15 protein-coding genes are annotated in these 17309 nt (G+C 72.1%); 12 read left to right on the top strand and 3 right to left on the bottom strand.

Annotated features, from left to right (window positions below):
- Positions 1-39: 39 nt before the first annotated feature.
- The gene (gene pknB, locus DZG00_RS00765; RefSeq protein WP_119455309.1) at positions 40-1989 is read right to left on the bottom strand and encodes a Stk1 family PASTA domain-containing Ser/Thr kinase; all 1950 of its coding nucleotides are present in this window, start codon (positions 1987-1989) and stop codon (positions 40-42) included.
- A gap of 82 nt (positions 1990-2071) precedes the next feature.
- Positions 2072-3346, bottom strand: coding sequence for a muramidase family protein (locus DZG00_RS00760; protein WP_119381262.1), 1275 nt, complete (start codon positions 3344-3346; stop codon positions 2072-2074).
- Positions 3347-3556: 210 nt separating this feature from the next.
- Between DZG00_RS00760 and DZG00_RS00755 the strand changes: the two genes are divergently transcribed.
- Positions 3557-3898, top strand: a complete 342-nt coding sequence (locus DZG00_RS00755) for an Rv2175c family DNA-binding protein (protein WP_119381261.1) — start codon at positions 3557-3559, stop codon at positions 3896-3898.
- Positions 3899-3949: 51 nt separating this feature from the next.
- Here DZG00_RS00755 and DZG00_RS00750 read toward each other — a convergent pair whose 3' ends face one another.
- Complete coding sequence (locus DZG00_RS00750; RefSeq protein ID WP_119381260.1) at positions 3950-5071, bottom strand: polyprenyl synthetase family protein; 1122 nt, start codon at positions 5069-5071, stop codon at positions 3950-3952.
- 77 nt (positions 5072-5148) lie between these two features.
- Here DZG00_RS00750 and DZG00_RS00745 point away from each other — a divergent pair, with 77 nt between their 5' ends.
- The 11 genes from DZG00_RS00745 to DZG00_RS00695 form a co-directional block, all read left to right on the top strand.
- The gene (locus tag DZG00_RS00745; protein ID WP_119381259.1) at positions 5149-5544 is read left to right on the top strand and encodes an SCO2097 family morphological protein; all 396 of its coding nucleotides are present in this window, start codon (positions 5149-5151) and stop codon (positions 5542-5544) included.
- Between the two features lie 339 nt (positions 5545-5883).
- Positions 5884-6315: a division/cell wall cluster transcriptional repressor MraZ gene (mraZ, locus tag DZG00_RS00740; RefSeq protein WP_012038555.1), complete on the top strand. Its 432-nt coding sequence runs from the start codon at positions 5884-5886 to the stop codon at positions 6313-6315.
- 103 nt (positions 6316-6418) lie between these two features.
- On the top strand, positions 6419-7375 hold the full coding sequence (rsmH, locus tag DZG00_RS00735; RefSeq protein ID WP_119381258.1) for a 16S rRNA (cytosine(1402)-N(4))-methyltransferase RsmH: 957 nt from the start codon (positions 6419-6421) through the stop codon (positions 7373-7375).
- On the top strand, positions 7372-8064 hold the full coding sequence (ftsL, locus tag DZG00_RS00730; RefSeq protein WP_119381257.1) for a cell division protein FtsL: 693 nt from the start codon (positions 7372-7374) through the stop codon (positions 8062-8064). The genes rsmH and ftsL overlap by 4 nt, the downstream gene beginning before the upstream one ends.
- 91 nt (positions 8065-8155) lie before the next feature.
- A complete protein-coding gene (locus tag DZG00_RS00725) occupies positions 8156-9937 on the top strand; it encodes a peptidoglycan D,D-transpeptidase FtsI family protein (protein WP_119381256.1) in 1782 nt (593 codons plus the stop codon).
- Positions 9938-9949: 12 nt separating this feature from the next.
- On the top strand, positions 9950-11494 hold the full coding sequence (locus DZG00_RS00720; protein ID WP_119381255.1) for a Mur ligase family protein: 1545 nt from the start codon (positions 9950-9952) through the stop codon (positions 11492-11494).
- A 1-nt stretch (position 11495) separates the two neighbouring features.
- Positions 11496-12905, top strand: coding sequence for a UDP-N-acetylmuramoyl-tripeptide--D-alanyl-D-alanine ligase (locus tag DZG00_RS00715; protein WP_119381254.1), 1410 nt, complete (start codon positions 11496-11498; stop codon positions 12903-12905).
- Positions 12899-14008 carry a phospho-N-acetylmuramoyl-pentapeptide-transferase gene (mraY, locus tag DZG00_RS00710; protein ID WP_119372872.1) on the top strand — a complete coding sequence of 370 codons (1110 nt, stop codon included), beginning with the start codon at positions 12899-12901 and terminating at the stop codon, positions 14006-14008. Before DZG00_RS00715 ends, mraY begins: the two co-directional genes overlap by 7 nt.
- Before the next feature lie 2 nt (positions 14009-14010).
- Complete coding sequence (gene murD, locus DZG00_RS00705) at positions 14011-15555, top strand: UDP-N-acetylmuramoyl-L-alanine--D-glutamate ligase (protein WP_119381253.1); 1545 nt, start codon at positions 14011-14013, stop codon at positions 15553-15555.
- On the top strand, positions 15512-16801 hold the full coding sequence (gene ftsW / locus DZG00_RS00700; RefSeq protein ID WP_119381252.1) for a putative lipid II flippase FtsW: 1290 nt from the start codon (positions 15512-15514) through the stop codon (positions 16799-16801). The genes murD and ftsW overlap by 44 nt, the downstream gene beginning before the upstream one ends.
- Positions 16798-17309, top strand: a 512-nt coding sequence (locus DZG00_RS00695; protein ID WP_147359896.1) for a UDP-N-acetylglucosamine--N-acetylmuramyl-(pentapeptide) pyrophosphoryl-undecaprenol N-acetylglucosamine transferase, incomplete at its 3' end; no start/stop codon positions are given. The genes ftsW and DZG00_RS00695, both read left to right, overlap by 4 nt.

Raw genomic sequence — 17309 nt, 5'->3', positions numbered from 1 at the left:
GGGCATCGCTGTGTCGGCTCCGACCGCGTGCAGGCCGGATCAGCCGGAGGCGGTGATGCCGAGGTTGACGGTGGATCCGCGTCGGGCCATGGCGTTCGCCTCCGGGCTGGCCGACGCCACCCGCGTGATGCTGTTGGGCAGCGCGTCCCAGAACGCCGAGTACGCGTACTTGAAGCCGGCCTTGTCGAGGGCGGCCTTCGCCTCGTCACGCGTGAGCCCGACGACCGCGGGCACCGCCACGAGGTCCGGACCCTTCGAGATCTCCAGCCCCACCTTGCTGCCGGGCGCCCCGTCGAGGCCCGAGCGCACAGGGTTCTCGTCGAGCGGGTAGACCGAGATGACCTCGCCCTTCTCCACGTCGTCGCTGAAGCTCTGCCTGCCGGCCTCGCCGACGAGGCCGGCCTGGGCGAGCGTGGCGACGGCCTGGTCCACCGAGCGTCCGTTCACGTCGGGGATCCGGCCGGCGGCGACCACCAGGGTCACGGGCTGCTGCTCCGGGTACTGGGCGCCGATGGGCGCTCCCGATGCGTCGAGGACCTGCTGGACCGTGCCCTCCTCTGCATCGCCGTACTGGCGGATGGTCGCCTCCTGCACGAGGAAGGGCACGCCCTCGAGGCGCGTGCGGGCGTCCGCCTCCTGAGCGCCGACCACGTCGGGCACGTCGAGCAGTCGCGGGCCGGTCGAGGCGTAGAGGGTCACGGTGGATCCCTGGTCGACGGGCGTGCCGGAGGCCGGGACGCTGCGCGTGACGTGCCCCACCTCGACGTCGACGCTCGGCTCCTCGGCGCGCGCGACGACGAAGCCCTGCCCCTGGAGCGTGCCGGCTGCGTCGTCGACGGCCATCGCCGTGACGGACGGCACCGGGACGCGCGCGCCCGGGCCCTGACCGTAGTACCAGCCGGTGCCGCCGGCGAGGGCGGCGAGCATGACGATGAGCAGCGCGAGCATCCAGCCGCGCGAACGCCGGCGCGAACCGGCGGCGGCGAGCGCGACGACGGAGTCGGGCTCGGTGCGGTCGGTCTCCTGGCGCGTCATGACGGGGGGCCCGCCCACGACCTGGGTCTCGCCGGTCGTGACGGACGGGAGCGCCGGGGCGCTCGGGAAGACGACGGTGCGCTGGAGCGGAGCCGGATCCCCCGACCGCGCGTCGAGGCGGTTCTGCACGGCGTAGAGCTCGTCGAGGAGGGCCCGGGCGTCGCGAGGCCGCTGCTCGGGATCCCGGGCGGTCGCCCACAGCACCAGCTCGTCGAGCTCGACGGGCACCGACGCGTTGGCGGTGCTCGGGGTCGGCACCTGGTCGTTCGCGTGCTGGTAGGCGATCTGCATGGGCTGCTCGCCCTTGAACGGCTGCTCGCCCGCGAGCATCTCGTACATCATGATCCCGACCGCGTAGATGTCGCTGCGGGTGTCCGCGATGCCCCGGGTGACGAGCTCGGGGGAGAGGTACGCGATGGTGCCGAGCAGCGCCTGGCCTGTGGCCGTGTTCGCGCTCACGGCCCGGGCGAGGCCGAAGTCGCCGATCTTGATGCGCCCGTCGTCCGCGAGGAGCACGTTCTCGGGCTTCAGGTCGCGGTGCACGATGCCGGCCTTGTGGGCGGCGGCGAGCCCCGACAGCACCGCCTCGAGGATGTCGAGGGTCTGCTCGGGCGTCAGCCGCTCGTACTCCTGCAGCAGCTCGCGCAGGGTCATGCCCGGGAGGTACTCCATGACGAGGTACGCCATGTCGGAGTCCTGGCCCTGGTCGAAGACGTTGACCACGTTCGGGTGCGCCAGCCGCGCGGCCGAGCGCGCCTCCTGGATGAACCGGTCGCGGAACGCGCTGTCGTCCGCGAGGTGCCCGTGCATCACCTTGACGGCGACGCGGCGCTCCAGCCGCAGGTCGGTGGCGACGTAGACCGTGGCCATCCCGCCGCGTGCGATGCGGGACCTGACCTGGTACCGACCGTCGAGGAGACGGCCGATCATGGGGTCGGTCGGGCTGGAGGTCACTGGACGATTCTAGGGATCGCGGCCGCCGGGGCCTCCTCGGCACACCGGTGCGCCGCCGCGCGCGTGCCCCTCGCGATCGGCGTCAGCCGATCTCGTCGAGCCACGCCCAGGCGGATGCCTCCCACTTGGCGTACGCGTCCGGGTACGCGGAGTACTGCACGGCCTGCGCCGCCTGCGTCACGGTCATCGACTTCCAGCCGGCGATGTCGAGGAGGCCGCGCGTGGCGCCCGGGTTCGGGTTCACGCTGCCGCCGAAGAACGCACGCGATGCGTACACGGGGTCGTTGAGGTCCGCGGGCTGGCCCCAGCCCTGGCTCGGGCGCTGCTGGAACAGGCCGATCGAGTCGCGGTCCCCCCAGTCGAGGTTGCGGAGCGTGGACTCCTGCGCGGCGGTGGCCAGCGCGATGACGAGGCCGTAGTCGCTCACTCCGGCGGAGCGGCCGACCTGGACGATGACGCGCGCGTTGCGGCGCATCTCGTCGGTCATGATCGTCGTCCCGTTCAGCGACGCCACCTGCACCACAGCGGTGGACGCGTGCGGGATGGTCAGCTTGCTGCCCGCGTAGATGATGCTCGACCAGTTGAGGCCGTTGGCGTTGAGGAGGTCCTGGACGGTGACGCCGGACTCCTTCGCGATGCTGTGCAGCGTGTCGCCGGTCTCGATCGTGTGGGTGCCGGAGAGGCCCTGCGTGGCGGCCGGCGAGGCGCTGGCCGGGACGGCGGGCGCAGCAGGCGCGGCGGCGGTCGCGGCACCCGGGATCGTCAGGCGGTTGCCGGGGAAGATCGTGCTCGTGGCCTGCAGGCCGTTGGCCTGGAGGACGGACGACGTGGAGACGCCGTGCTTGCCGGCGATGCCGGAGACCGTGTCGCCTGCGACGACGGTGTAGCTCGTGCCCGATCCCGTGGACGCCGCGGCCGGTGCCGGGCTCGAGGCGCCGGAGCCGCCGAGCATGAGCGTCTGGCCGGGGAAGATGGTCGTCTTCCAGCCGAGACCGTTCTGCGCCAGCACGGACGCGGTGGAGAGGCCGAAGCGTCCGGCGATGCTCGAGACCGTGTCGCCCTGCTCGACGACGTACGTCGAGGGCGCGGCGACCATGGGCGCCGCGGCGGGGGCGGCCGTCGGGGCCGCGACCCGGGGGAGCTTCGTCTGCGCGGGGCCGGACTTCGCCTTCGGGACCCGCTTGACCGGCGCGGCCTCGGCGGGCGTCGCCATGCCGAGGCTCACCGCGAGGGAGCCGACGAGCACGATGGGCATCGTCGCGAGCAGCGCCTTGGAGCGGCGATTCGCCGAGCGTCCGGTGGCGGTGTCCGAGGACCGGCGGGGGTCGCGAGGAGGGGTGGGTTCGGTCATGGGCATGTTGGTCTACTCCGGCCGTCGTGCACGATTCCCTGATGCAGGTGTTCCACGTTAACACGCAGGGAGAGGAATGCGCACATAAGTGACGGATGGGACTGGAGTGAACTGCGACACGCGTGTTCGGCGGATAGGCAGCGTCCGAGGCCCGCAGGGGCTGCCGATCCGGGGCCCCGTTCCGGCGGCGGCCCCGGACGTGCCAGCATGTGAGGCGTGAACGAGCCCTATGCCGACCGTGAGTGGTTGACCGTCCCCGATCTCGTCGACCTGCTGGGTCTCACCGTCAGCCGCGTCCGCCGGCTCATCGAGGACCGGCGGCTCCTGGCCGTCCGCCTCGACGGCGTGCTCAAGGTGCCGGCCGTGTTCCTGCGCGACGGCGAGCCGCTGTCCGAGCTGCGGGGCACGATCATGGTGCTCGGTGACAACGGCTTCACCGACGAGGAGGCCATGCGGTGGCTCCTCACCGAGGAGCCGAGCCTCGGCGCCGCTCCCGTAGATGCCCTGCTCGCGGGGCGCAAGGCCGAGGTGCGTCGGGTGGCCCAGGCCAGCGCCTGATCCCACCCCTGGCGACCTCCCGTCGTCCGCGGCCGGCGCCTCGGGGTCCGGTCAGGTGACGCGGCGCGTGACGCTGTCCACGAGGAGCTCGAGCTGGTTCCTGGCGCGCGCGCCGATCGGGGCGTCGCGCAGCGCCGCGAGGGACTCCCGCACGTGACGGGCGATCATTCCCTCCACCTCGTCGAGGGCTCCGCTCTCGCGCAGGATCGACTGGAGCGCGCGGATCTGCTCGTCGTCGAGATCCGGATCCCCGAGGAGCGCGTCGACCGTGCGGCGCACGCCGTCCGGCAGCCGGCGTCGGGCCAGCGCGATGAGGACGGTGCGCTTCCCCTCCCTGAGGTCGTCGCCGCTGGGCTTGCCCGTCACGGCGCTGTCGCCGAACACGCCGAGCACGTCGTCGCGCAGCTGGAACGCGATGCCGAGCGGCAGGCCGACGGACCGGAGCGCCGCGACCTGCTCGGCCGTCGCCCCCGCGAGGCTCGCGCCCACGACGAGCGGCGCCTCGATGCTGTACTTCGCCGACTTGTAGACGATCACGTTGTGCGCGCGGGCGAGGGTGTCGTCCTCGGGGACGGTCGGCCAGGCGACCTCCTCGAGCACGTCGAGGTACTGGCCGAGCGTCACCTGGGTCCGCATGGTCGCGAGCTCCGCCCGGGTCGCGCGGGCTGACGACCCGTCCGCGAGCGCCAGGAGGGAGTCGATGAGGAGCTCGTCGCTCCATCCGAGCAGGAGGTCGCCGAGGAGGATCGCGCCGGCCTCGCCGAAGCCCGCCGAGGATCCGCCCCAGCCGCCGGCGGCATGCAGCGTCTCGAAGCGCCGGTGGGCGGCGGGGCGGCCCCGCCGCGTGTCGGAGCGGTCGATGATGTCGTCGTGGACGAGCGCCGCGGCGTGGAAGATCTCGAGGCCGGCCGCGACGCCGACGACCGCGCGGTAGCCCGGGCGCTCCTCGCCCTGCGGGCGTCCGGCGGGTGAGGGCTCGAGGTCGATGACCGATCGCCATCCCCAGTAGCAGAACTGCGCGCGGAAGCGCTTGCCGCCTCTCAGCAGATCCGAGGAGAACTCCTGGATGGGCACAAGATCCAGGCTGATCTCCCGGAGTCCCGCCGCCTGCGCCGCCAGGAAGTCGTCGAGGCGGGTCTGGACGTGGCTGACGAGGCGGTCGCTTTCGGGCACTCGCCTAGCCTAGCCAGGGGCAGGGAGCTAGAATTCCAGGGTGAACACCAACGCGTCGTCCCGAGCCTGAGGGGAACATGATGCCGCTTTCCGAGCAAGAGCAGCGCCTGCTGGAGGAGATGGAGCGAAGCCTCTATCACAACGACGCAGACTTCGTGGCGACCGTCAGCGGCCGCCGCAGCAGACCCAACTACACGATGGTCGTCGTGGGGGTGCTCGTCATCGTCCTGGGCATCGCCGCCCTGGCTGCCGGCGTCATCACCAAGCTGGCCGTCATCGGCATCCTCGGCTTCGCGATCATGATCGTGGGGGCCCTCCTCATCTTCAGCCCGCGTGAGTCGGCTGCGGAGGCCTCCGCCCCGGCGGCCGGCCGTGCACCGAGCCGCGGACAGGGCAAGCGCCCTGCATCGTCGTCCTCCTTCATGGACCGCATCAACGAGCGCTGGGAGAAGCGCCAGGGCGGTCAGGACTGACCTCCCGCTGAGGCGGTCCTCCACCGCCCTCCACTCGACCCGAAGGGGCCGATCCCGACACCGGGATCGGCCCCTTCCGTCGTCCAGACTCGCCTCCCGTTCCCTCCCTCGCGCCCTGCGCGCTGTCCCCTGACCGCGCGCAGGGCGCTTCCGCATGTCCGCGGCGCGCCGGGGGCCGGATCCTCCTCCACTTCCCTCCCCGCGCGATGCGGCCCGGATCCACGGGGATCGGGGGACACGCACCGCGAATTCACCGCCGAGTGCTGGCGGTGGGTGGAGGGCTGTGGAGTAAAGTGGAGCAAGTCCTGAACCACGGCCGGAGAGACAGGGGGTGTCGGTGTGTTCCTCGGCACCCACTCGCCCCGTCTCGACGACAAGGGGCGGCTCATCCTCCCCGCGAAGTTCCGCGACGAGCTCGAGGGCGGCGTCGTCATGACCCGCGGTCAGGACCGCTGCATCTACGTGTTCACGACGCGCGAGTTCGAGGAGCTGCACGACCGCATGCGCCAGGCGCCCCTCGCGAGCAAGCAGGCGCGGGACTACATGCGCGTCTTCCTGTCCGGGGCCAACGCCGAGACGCCGGACAAGCAGCACCGCATCACCATCCCCCAGGCGCTCCGCACCTACGCGGGACTCGACCGCGAGCTCGCGGTCATCGGCGCGGGCAGCCGCGTCGAGATCTGGGACGCCGGCACGTGGGACGAGTACCTCACCGCCAACGAGAGCGCGTTCGCCGACACCGCGGAGGAGGTGATCCCCGGCCTGTTCTGACCCCGGCCCCTGACTCCCAGCCGTCCGACGCCCTGCCGCACTTCCCCGGTGGCAGGTCGGGACGGATGGGGATCAGGAGCCGCGGACAGGACAGCGGGATGCCATGGCCCTCGACGACATCCACACCCCCGTCCTCCTCGACCGGTGCCTCGAGCTGCTCGCCCCCGCCCTGCAGGGCGAGGGCGCCGTGCTGGTGGACGCCACCCTCGGGATGGCCGGCCACTCCGAGGCGTTCCTCGACGCGCTGCCCGGGCTCCGCCTCGTCGGTCTCGACCGCGATCCCGACGCCCTCGCCATCGCGGGGGAGCGGCTCGCGCGGTTCGGCGACCGGGTCCACCTCGTGCACACGGTCTACGACGGCATCGGGCGCGCGCTCGACGGGCTCGGCATCGGCGAGGTCCAGGGCGTGTTCTTCGACCTCGGCGTCTCGTCGCTGCAGCTCGACCGCGTGGAGCGCGGGTTCTCCTACTCGCAGGACGCGCCGCTCGACATGCGCATGGACGGCACGGCCGGGCTCACCGCCGCGCAGGTGGTCGCCGAGTACGACGAGCTCGAGCTGCGCCGGATCTTCTACGACTACGGCGAGGAGAAGCTCGCCCCGCGCTACGCCAGCCGCATCGTGCAGGCGCGCGAGGTGGAGCCCATCACGACGTCGGCGCGGCTCGTGGAGATCATCCAGCAGGCGACGCCGGCTGCCGTGCAGCGCGCGGGTCACCCGGCCAAGCGCGTCTTCCAGGCGCTGCGCATCGAGGTCAACCAGGAGCTGAGCGTGCTCGCCCGCGCCATGCCCGCGGCGATCGACCGGCTGGCCGTCGGAGGCCGTGTCGTCGTCGAGTCGTACCAGTCGCTCGAGGACCGCATCGTGAAGCGCGAGCTCCGTGCCCGCTCCACGAGCACGGCGCCGGTCGGCCTGCCCGTCGAGCTCCCCGAGCACCGTCCCGAGCTGAAGCTCCTCGTCCGCGGCGCCGAGCTCGCGGACCAGCACGAGATCGCCCGCAACCCCCGCGCCGCTTCCGTCCGGTTGCGCGCCGCCGAACGAGCCAGGAGGCGACACGCATGACCGATGCAGCACGCGCGACCGCGCGTCCCCGGATCCGGCCGTCCGCCGAGCCCGCGACCCGCCACATCGAGGTCGTCGCCACCCGCGGCCAGCGCCGCGCACGGCCGCGCACCGTCTACGCGGTGATCGTCGTCGGCGGGCTCTTCGCCGTCCTCCTCGCGCAGCTCCTGCTCTCGATCGGCCTGTCCGACGGGGCCTACGCGATCCAGTCGCTGCAGCAGCAGCAGAAGGAGCTGGACCGGACGCACCAGGCGCTCACCGAGGACGTCGACCGCCTCTCCTCCCCGCAGAACCTGGCGCGCAACGCGCAGGCGCTCGGAATGGTCGCGAGCGCGTCGCCCTCCTTCCTCTCGCTCGACGGCACCATCCAGGGCACGCCGCAGGCGAAGGACGGGGCCACCACGCCGCTCACCGCCGACACGCTCATCGGCAACTCGCTCCTCACCGGCGTGCCGCTCACCATCGAGAGCGACCCGACGAAGCGCGCGGCCGCCGTCCAGGCCGCCACCGCGCAGGACGGCGCCGCCGCGGTGGACCCGGGATCGGCCATCCCGGGATCCGCGGAGGCCGAGGGCGGCGTGACCGCAGGGACCCCGAGCGCGCCTCCCGCGACGGGCGCGGGCTCCGGGCTAGCGTCGGCCACGGCCACGGCCACGGCCACGGCCATCCCGACCCCGCAGACCCGATGAGGCCGCGCCCCGCCGAGGGGTCGCGACCACAGCACGACACCGCTCCGACGGAGCACCGCACCGCACCGCAGGCACCGAGAGGAACCCCCGAGTGAGCACGATCTCGAACCGTCGGCGCATCGCCTTCTCCCTCATCGCGATCCTCGCCGTCATCGGGGTCTTCGTGGTGAAGCTCATCGACATCCAGGTCGTGCAGGCGTCGGAGCTCAACGAGGAGTCGCTCGGCAAGCGGGCGATCTCGCAGGTCCTGCCCGGGGTCCGGGGCAGCATCTACGACGCGGAGGGGAACGTCCTCGCGAACAGCGTCCTGCGGTACGACGTGACGATGGACCCGTCCAAGGCGGCCGGCTTCACGCGCACGGTGACGGGTGACGACGGGAAGCCGGTCAAGGAGGACGTGTCGCTCGCGGAGGCCGAGGCGCAGCTGGGCGCGATCACCGGGCAGACGCCCGAGGAGATCGACGGGCTCATCCAGGGCGCGCTCGACAAGGACCCGAAGTCGCTCTTCGGCTACGTGACCCGTGGCGTCGACGTCGACGCGTACCTCGCCATCCGGGACCTGAAGATCCCGTGGATCTACTTCCAGGCCGTCTCGAGCCGCACGTACCCCAACGGGCAGATCGCGGGCAGCATCCTCGGCTACATCGCGGGCGACGGGACGATCAAGGCCGGGCTCGAGCAGGAGTACGACTCGTGCCTCGCCGCCCAGGACGGCGCGCAGACGTACGAGCGCGGCGCGGACGGCGTCCCGATCGCGGGCAGCACCGTCACGCAGAAGCCGGCCATCGACGGCAGCGACGTGATGACCAACATCGACACGGACCTCGAGTACTTCGCGCAGACCGCGGTGGCCGAGCAGGCCGTGAAGGTCGGCGCGGACTACGGGCACGCGACCATCGTCGAGGTGAAGACGGGCAAGGTCCTGGCCGTCGCCGAGTACCCGTCCGTCGACCCCAACGACGTGACCGCGACGAAGCCCGAGGACCGGGGGAGCCGCGCGTTCGGGTCCCCGTTCGAGCCCGGATCCACGCTCAAGGCCGTGACCGCCGCGGCGCTCCTCGACTCGGGCAAGGCGGATCCCTCCACACGGGTCGTCGCGCCGTACACGTTCACCCGTCCGGACGTGAAGCTGAGCGACAGCTACGTGCACCCCGACCTGCACTTCACGCTCGCGGGCGTGCTCATGGACTCCTCGAACACGGGCATATCGGCGCTCGGCGAGCGCCTGTCCGCCTCCGACCGCTACGACTACCTCAAGGCGTTCGGCGTCGGCGAGAAGACGGCCATCGACTTCCCCGGCGAGAGCAGCGGCCTCGTCCGCCCGTGGCAGGAGTGGGACCCGCAGACCAACTACGCGACCATGTTCGGCCAGGGCCTCACGACCACGGCGCTGCAGGTCGCGAGCATCTACCAGACCATCGGCAACCACGGCGTGAAGCTGCCGCTGTCGCTCGTCTCCGGCTGCAAGCAGGCCGACGGCACCGTGACGGACCAGCCCGACACGACGGGCACGCAGGTCATCTCCCCCCAGGCCGCCGACTCGACCGTGAACATGCTCGAGACCGTGGTCACCGACGGGCACCTCTCCAAGGACCTCACGATCCCCGGCTACCGGGTGGCCGCGAAGTCCGGGACGGCGCAGGTCGCGGAGGCCGACGGCAAGTACGGCAAGAACTACCTGGTGTCGATCGCCGGGCTCGCGCCGGCCGAGGACCCCCAGTACGTCGTGTCGATCAGCCTGGCCAATCCGGATACCATGAAGTCCTCGGCGGCCGCGGCGCCGGTCTTCCAGAAGATCATGTCCCAGGTACTGAAGACCTACCGGGTCCCGCCCTCCAGCGTGCCGTCCCCGAACCTCCCGACGACCTACTGAGAGATGAGGGCGATGACCTCCCCTGCCACTCCCGCCCTCCGCCCCGAGCATCCCGTCGCACGGTCGCTGTCCGGCCTGGTGAGCGACTTCGCGCTCGACGTCTCCGGCGACGTGGACGACGTGGAGGTCACCGGCGTGACCCTCTCCTCCGGCGACGTGCAGCCGGGCGACCTCTACGTGGGGCTCCGCGGGGCGCGTGCGCACGGCGCCCGCTTCGCGACGGCGGCGGCCGAGAGCGGCGCGGTCGCGGTGCTCACGGATCCCGACGGGCTCGCCGACGCGCAGGCCTCCGGGCTGCCGGTGATCCTCACGCCCGACCCCCGGGCCGCCCTCGGCGACATCGCCGCGTGGGTCCACCGCTCGGCGGAGAACCCGGCGACGCTCTACGGCGTCACGGGGACGAACGGCAAGACGAGCGTGGTGTACCTGCTCGACGGGCTGCTCCGCCAGCTCGGCGTCGTGACCGGGCTCACCTCGACGGCCGAGCGCCGCATCGGCGAGGAGAGCATCACCAGCCGCCTCACCACGCCCGAGGCGAGCGAGCTGCACGCGCTCCTGGCGCGCATGCGGGAGGCCGAGGTCCGCGCGGTCACCATCGAGGTGTCGGCGCAGGCGCTCACCCGGCACCGGGTCGACGGCCTCGTGTTCGACGTGGCCGCCTTCATCAACCTGAGCCACGACCACCTCGACGACTACGCCGACTTCGAGGAGTACTTCGAGGCGAAGGCCGCGTTCTTCGACCCCGACCGCGCGCGTCGCGGCGTCGTCTCGCTCGACACCGAGTGGGGCCAGCGCATCGTCGAGGGATCCCGCATCCCGATGACGACCATCACCTCGAAGCCCGGCGTCGACGCCGACTGGACCGTGACGGTCCTCGAGCAGACCCCCGACTCCACCGGCTTCCGCCTCGAGGGGCCCGACAACCGCGTGCTCGTCTCGCGCGTGCCCGTGCCGGGCTGGTTCATGGCCGCGAACGCGGGACTCGCGATCGTCATGCTCGTCGAGTCCGGCTACGACCTGGACGCCGTGGCGCACGTGCTCGACCGCGACGGCGGCATCCGGGCCTACATCCCCGGTCGCGCCGAGCGCGTGTCCGGCGACACCGGGCCCCTCTTCTTCGTCGACTACGGGCACACGCCCGACGCCTTCGAGCAGACGCTGCAGGCGCTCCGGCCGTTCACGCCCGGGAGGCTCGTGATGGTGTTCGGCGCCGACGGCGACCGGGACACCACGAAGCGCGCCGAGATGGGCGCCATCGCGGCCCGCCTCGCCGACGTCGTGGTCATCACCGACTACCACCCGCGCTACGAGGACCCGGCGTCGATCCGCGCGAGCCTCATCGCGGGCGCGAAGGCAGCGGTGCCCGACCGCGAGATCCACGAGGTGCCCGACCCCGCCACCGCGATCCGCACGGCGGTGTCGCTGGTCGGCGAGGGGGACACCATCCTCGTCGCCGGACCCGGGCACGAGGACTACCACGAGGTGGCCGGGCGCAAGATCCCGTTCTCCGCCCGTGACGACGCGCGCGCGGCCCTCCGCGACGCAGGCTGGAGCTGACATGATCGCCCTCACCCTCGCCGAGATCGCCGAGGCGGTCGACGGCCGTCTCCTGCTGCGCGGCGACGCGACCGCGCAGACCGTCGTCGACGGCGCCGTCGACACCGACAGCCGCCTCATCGGCCCCGACGGGATCTTCGTCGCCAAGCCCGGCGAGGAGACCGACGGCCACCTGTTCGCGCCCGCGGCCGTCGAGGCGGGCGCCGCGCTCCTCCTCGTCGAGCGCGAGCTCGACCTGCCTGTGCCCCAGGTGCTCGTGCCCGACGTGGTGGACGCGCTCGGCCGTCTGGCCCACGAGGTCGTGGCGCGCGTGCGCGCCCTGGGCGACCTGCGGATGGTCGCGGTCACCGGATCCAACGGCAAGACCACGACCAAGAACCTGCTGCACGCGATCCTGTCGACCCAGGGCGAGACCGTATCGCCCGTCGCGTCCTTCAACAACGAGGTCGGCGCGCCGCTGACGATGCTCAAGGTCACGCGCTCGACCCGCTTCCTCGTCGCGGAGATGGGCGCCAGCGGGCTCGGCGAGATCACGCGCCTCGTGCGCATGGCGAAGCCCGACGTCGGCATCGTGCTGACCGTGGGCCTCGCGCACGCGGGCGGCTTCGGCGGCATCGAGCAGACGCTCGTGACCAAGACCGAGATGGTGAAGGACCTCCTGCCCGAGGACACGGCCGTGCTCAACGCCGACGACCCGCGCGTCTCCTCCATGAGCGACAAGACCGAGGCGCCCGTGCTCTGGTTCGGCCGGGACGCCCGCGCCGCCGTCCGCGCGACCGACATCGTCGCGTCCGCGGCCGGCACGACCTTCACGCTGCACCTGCCCGACGGATCCACGCGTCCCGTGTCCTTCCGCGTGCTCGGCGAGCACCACGTCACCAACGCGCTGGCCGCTGCGGCGGGCGCCTGGGCCCTGGGCGTCGACGGCGACGCCATCGTCTCCGCCCTGCAGACCGTGCAGCGCGCCGAGCGCTGGCGCATGGAGGTGCTCGGCGGCAACGGCGTCACAGTCATCAACGACGCCTACAACGCGAGCCCCGACTCCATGGCCGCGGCGCTCCGCACGCTCGCGCAGATCCGCGGGCCCGAGCAGCGCACGGTCGCGGTCCTCGGCGAGATGAGCGAGCTCGGCGAGTTCTCCGAGGAGGAGCACGACCGCGTCGGCCTCCTCGCGGTGCGCCTCAACATCGGCCAGCTGATCGTGGTGGGCCGGCCCGCGCGCCGCCTGCACCTCGAGGCCATAGCGCAGGGCTCGTGGGACGGCGAGTCGATCTTCGCCGAGGACGTCGACGAGGCCCGCGAGATCCTCGACCGCGTGCTCCGCGACGGAGACCTCGTGCTCGTGAAGTCGTCCAACTCCGCGGGGCTCCGCTTCCTCGGCGACGAGCTGGGGGAGAAGTACTCGTGGTAGCCCTCCTCTTCGCGGGCGCCTTCTCGCTCGCGTTCACGCTGTTCCTCACGCCGCTGTTCATCAAGCTGTTCCACCGCCTGCAGTGGGGCCAGTTCATCCGCGACGACGGTCCTCAGACCCACCACACCAAGCGCGGCACGGCCACGATGGGCGGCATCGTCATCATCCTGGCGAGCGTGCTCGGCTACTTCGTGGGGCACCTGCTCACGTGGGACGGGATCCGCTTCGACCCCGTGACGCCCTCGGGCCTGCTCGTGGTCTTCATGATGGTGGGGCTCGGCTTCGTCGGGTTCCTCGACGACTACCTCAAGACCCGCAAGCAGCAGTCCCTCGGGCTCGGCGGCTGGCAGAAGATCGCCGGCCAGGTCATCGTCGCCACCGTATTCGCGGTCCTCGCCATCACGCTGCGCGACCCGGTCTCCGGCCTCACGCCGGCGTCCACCGCCATCAGCCTGTTCCGTGACCTGCCGCTCGACTTCATGGCGCTCGGCGCGGTGATCGGCACGGGCCTGTTCATCGTGTGGATCTGCCTGATCGTCGCCAGCGCCTCCAACGGCGTCAACGTCGCCGACGGCCTCGACGGCCTCGCGGCGGGCGCGTCGATCTTCTCGATCGGCTCCTACGTGATCATCGGCTTCTGGCAGTTCAACCAGTCGTGCGACAGCGTCTCCAGCTACCAGAACGAGTACCGCTGCTACGAGGTGGCGAGCCCGCTGGACCTCGCGATCATCGCGGCCTCCATCGTGGGCGCGCTCATCGGCTTCCTCTGGTGGAACACCTCCCCGGCGCAGATCTTCATGGGCGACACCGGGTCGCTCGGCCTCGGCGGAGCGCTGGCGGCCCTCGCGATCCTCAGCCGCACCGAGCTGCTGCTGGTCTTCATCGGCGGCCTGTTCGTCATCGTCGCCGGATCCGTGGTGCTCCAGCGCATCTACTTCAAGCTCACGCACGGCAAGCGGATCTTCCTCATGAGCCCGCTGCACCACCACTTCGAGCTCAAGGGCTGGGCGGAGGTCACGGTCGTCGTGCGCTTCTGGATCATCGCCGGGCTGCTCGTCGCGGCCGGCGTCGGCACCTTCTACCTGGAATGGATCACGCAGTAGAGATGACAGACGGCACCCCCGACGACGCCACGCCGCTCGCGCGACCCGAGTCCCTGCACAGCTGGCACGACGACTGGACGGGCCTGCGGGTCGCCGTCCTCGGCCTCGGCCGCACGGGGTTCTCCGTGGCGGACACGCTGGTCGAGCTCGGCGCCGACGTGCTCGTGGTCGCCGCCGACGCGTCGCCCGAGCGGCTGGCGCTGCTCGACGTGATCGGCGGGCGGCTGGTGCGCCCCACCGACGAGGAGCCCGTCCCCGCGGAGCTCGTGGCCTTCGCGCCCGAGCTCGTGGTCGTCTCGCCCGGCTACGCGCCGACGCACCCGCTGCCCGCCTGGGCGACGGAGGCGGGCATCCCGCTGTGGGGGGACATCGAGCTGGCGTGGCGCGTGCGCGACAAGACGGGCACGCCCGCCGAGTGGATCACCATCACGGGCACCAACGGCAAGACGACCACCACGCAGCTCACGGCCGCGCTCCTCCAGGAGGGCGGCGTGCGCGCGGTGCCGTGCGGCAACATCGGCCTGCCCGTGCTCGACGTCGTCCGCCACCCGGACGGCTTCGACGTGCTCGTCGTCGAGCTCTCGAGCCACCAGCTCCACTACATGCGCGAGGTCCGGCCGTACTCGAGCGCCTTCCTCAACCTCGCCGACGACCACCTCGAGTGGCACGGATCCCGGCGCGCGTACGCCGCCGCCAAGGGCCGCGTGTACGCCGACACCCGGGTCGCGTGCGTCTACAACCGCGCCGACCGCGCCACCGAGGACGCGCTCCGCGAGGCCGACGTGCAGGACGGCGCGCGCGCCATCGGCTTCGGGCTCGACGCCCCGGGCCCGAGCGACCTCGGCATCGTCGACGGGATCCTCTGCGACCGCGCCTTCCTCGAGGAGCGCGCGACGTCCGCGCTGGAGCTCACGACGCTCGACGAGCTGCGCGCCGTGGGCCTCGCGGCGCCGCACATCGTGCAGAACATCCTGGCGGCGGCGGCGCTCGCCCGTTCCTACGGCGTGGAGCCCGGCGTCGTGCGGCAGGCGCTGCTGCGCTTCGAGCTCGACAGCCACCGCATCGAGCGGATCGGGGAGCGCGACGGCGTGGCGTTCGTCGACGACTCGAAGGCCACGAACCCGCACGCCGCCTCGGCGTCCCTCGCTGCCTTCCCCTCCGTGGTGTGGCTCGTCGGCGGGCTCCTCAAGGGCGTCGAGCTCGACGAGCTGATCCGGGCGCACGCACGGCGCCTGCGCGCCGCCGTCGTCATCGGCGTCGAGCGCGCCGAGGTGGTCGCGGCATTCGCGCGACACGCGCCCGACGTGACCGTCCTCGAGGTGGCCGAGAGCGACACTGAGGAGGTCATGCGGTCCGCCGTGCGGCTCGCGGCGGGCGTGGCCCGGGAGGGCGACACCGTCCTCCTGGCCCCGGCAGCGGCATCCATGGACCAATTCACCGACTACGCCGACCGCGGGCGCCGATTCCGGGCCGCGGTCGACCACCACCTGGGAGGTGCGGCGGATGACACTGCCCCCGAGAACGACGCGGACCCCTCGCGCGGCTGACGCGCCGGGCCCCCGCGGTCCGCGCACCCCGTCCGCCCCGCACGAGGACGCGCAGGAGGGGACGCAGCGTCGCGGCCTCGCCGCGCGGATCCACCTGGGCCGCGCCTTCCACGCGGAGAGCGGCTCCTACTTCCTTCTGCTCGGCACGACGCTCTTCCTGGTCGTCTTCGGCCTCGTGATGGTGCTGTCGTCGTCGAGCATCGACTCGTTCGTCGCAGGCGGCGGCTTCTTCGGCATCTTCCTCAAGCAGGGCATGTTCGCGCTCATCGGCGTGCCGCTCATGCTCGTGGTCTCGCTCGTGCCGCCCATGTTCTGGAAGCGCTGGGCCTGGGTGCTGCTGCTCGCGGCGTGCGCCGTGCAGCTGCTCGTCTTCGGGCCCATGGGCGTGAAGGTCGGCGAGAACATCGGCTGGATCCGCATCGCCGGCACCACGTTCCAGCCCGCCGAGCTCATCAAGGTGGGCCTCGTGATCTGGCTGGGCTTCATCCTCGCGAGGAAGCGCCACCTGCTGCGCACCTGGCCGCACATCCTCATCCCCGTGCTGCCCGTCGCGGGCGGCGCGGTCGGACTCGTCGCGCTCGGCGGCGACCTCGGAACCGTCATCATCATGGCGAGCATCGTGCTCGGCGCCCTCTTCTTCGCGGGCATCCCGATCGGCAAGCTCACGCTCATGCTGACGATCGGCACCGTGCTGGCCGTGCTCATGACCGTGATCAGCGACAGCCGCATGCGCCGCGTCACCGAGTTCCTCACGGGCCAGTGCGACTACGCGGGCGGCTGCTGGCAGTCCACCCACGGCCTCTACGCGCTGGCCGCCGGCGGGATCTTCGGGGTGGGCCTCGGCAACTCGAAGGCCAAGTGGATGTGGCTGCCCGAGGCCGACAACGACTACATCTTCGCGATCATCGGCGAGGAGCTCGGCCTCATCGGCGCGATCGTCGTCATCCTCCTGTTCGTCGTGCTGGCCATCGGCTTCATCCGGGTGATCCGCGCCAACACCGACACGTTCGCGCGCGTCGCCACGGGCGCCGTCATGACCTGGATCATCGTGCAGGCCTTCGTCAACATCGGCGTGGTGCTGAACCTGCTCCCGGTGCTCGGGGTGCCGCTGCCGTTCGTGTCGTCGGGAGGCTCGTCGCTCGTGACCACGCTCGTGGCTATGGGCATCGTGCTGGGCTTCGCCCGGAAGCCCACGACCGAGGAGTCGCCTGACGTCGTGCCCGCCGTGATCGGGATGCGCTCGTGACCGTCTACCTGCTCGCCGGCGGCGGCACCGCGGGGCACGTGAACCCGCTGCTCGCCGTGGCCGACGAGCTGCGCGCGCGCGAGCCGGAGTCGACGATCCTCGTCCTCGGCACGCGCGAGGGCCTCGAGTCCCGGCTCGTCCCGGCGCGCGGCTACGAGCTGCTCACCATCGCCCGCCTGCCCTTCCCGCGCCGTCCCGACCGCGCGGCCGTCCGCTTCGCGCCGGCGTTCGCGCGGGCCGTGGGGCAGATCCGCCGCATGGTCGCCGACCGCGGCGTCGACGTGGTCGTGGGCTTCGGCGGGTACGCGGCCGCGCCCGCGTACCTCGCTGCGCGCCGCTCGGGCGTTCCCGTCGTCGTGCACGAGGCGAACGCGTCGCCCGGGCTCGCGAACCGGCTGGGGGCGCGCGTCGCGACCGCCGTGGGGATCACCTTCCCCGGCACCGCGCTCGGGCCGCGCGCCCGCGTCGTCGGCATGCCGCTGCGCCGCGAGATCGCGACCCTCGACCG

It is taken from the genome of Clavibacter lycopersici (genome assembly GCF_003576405.1).
GTDB lineage: Bacteria > Actinomycetota > Actinomycetes > Actinomycetales > Microbacteriaceae > Clavibacter > Clavibacter lycopersici.
The sequence above is the reverse complement of the archived record's forward strand: the minus strand, read 5'-3'. Positions and strand labels throughout refer to the sequence as shown.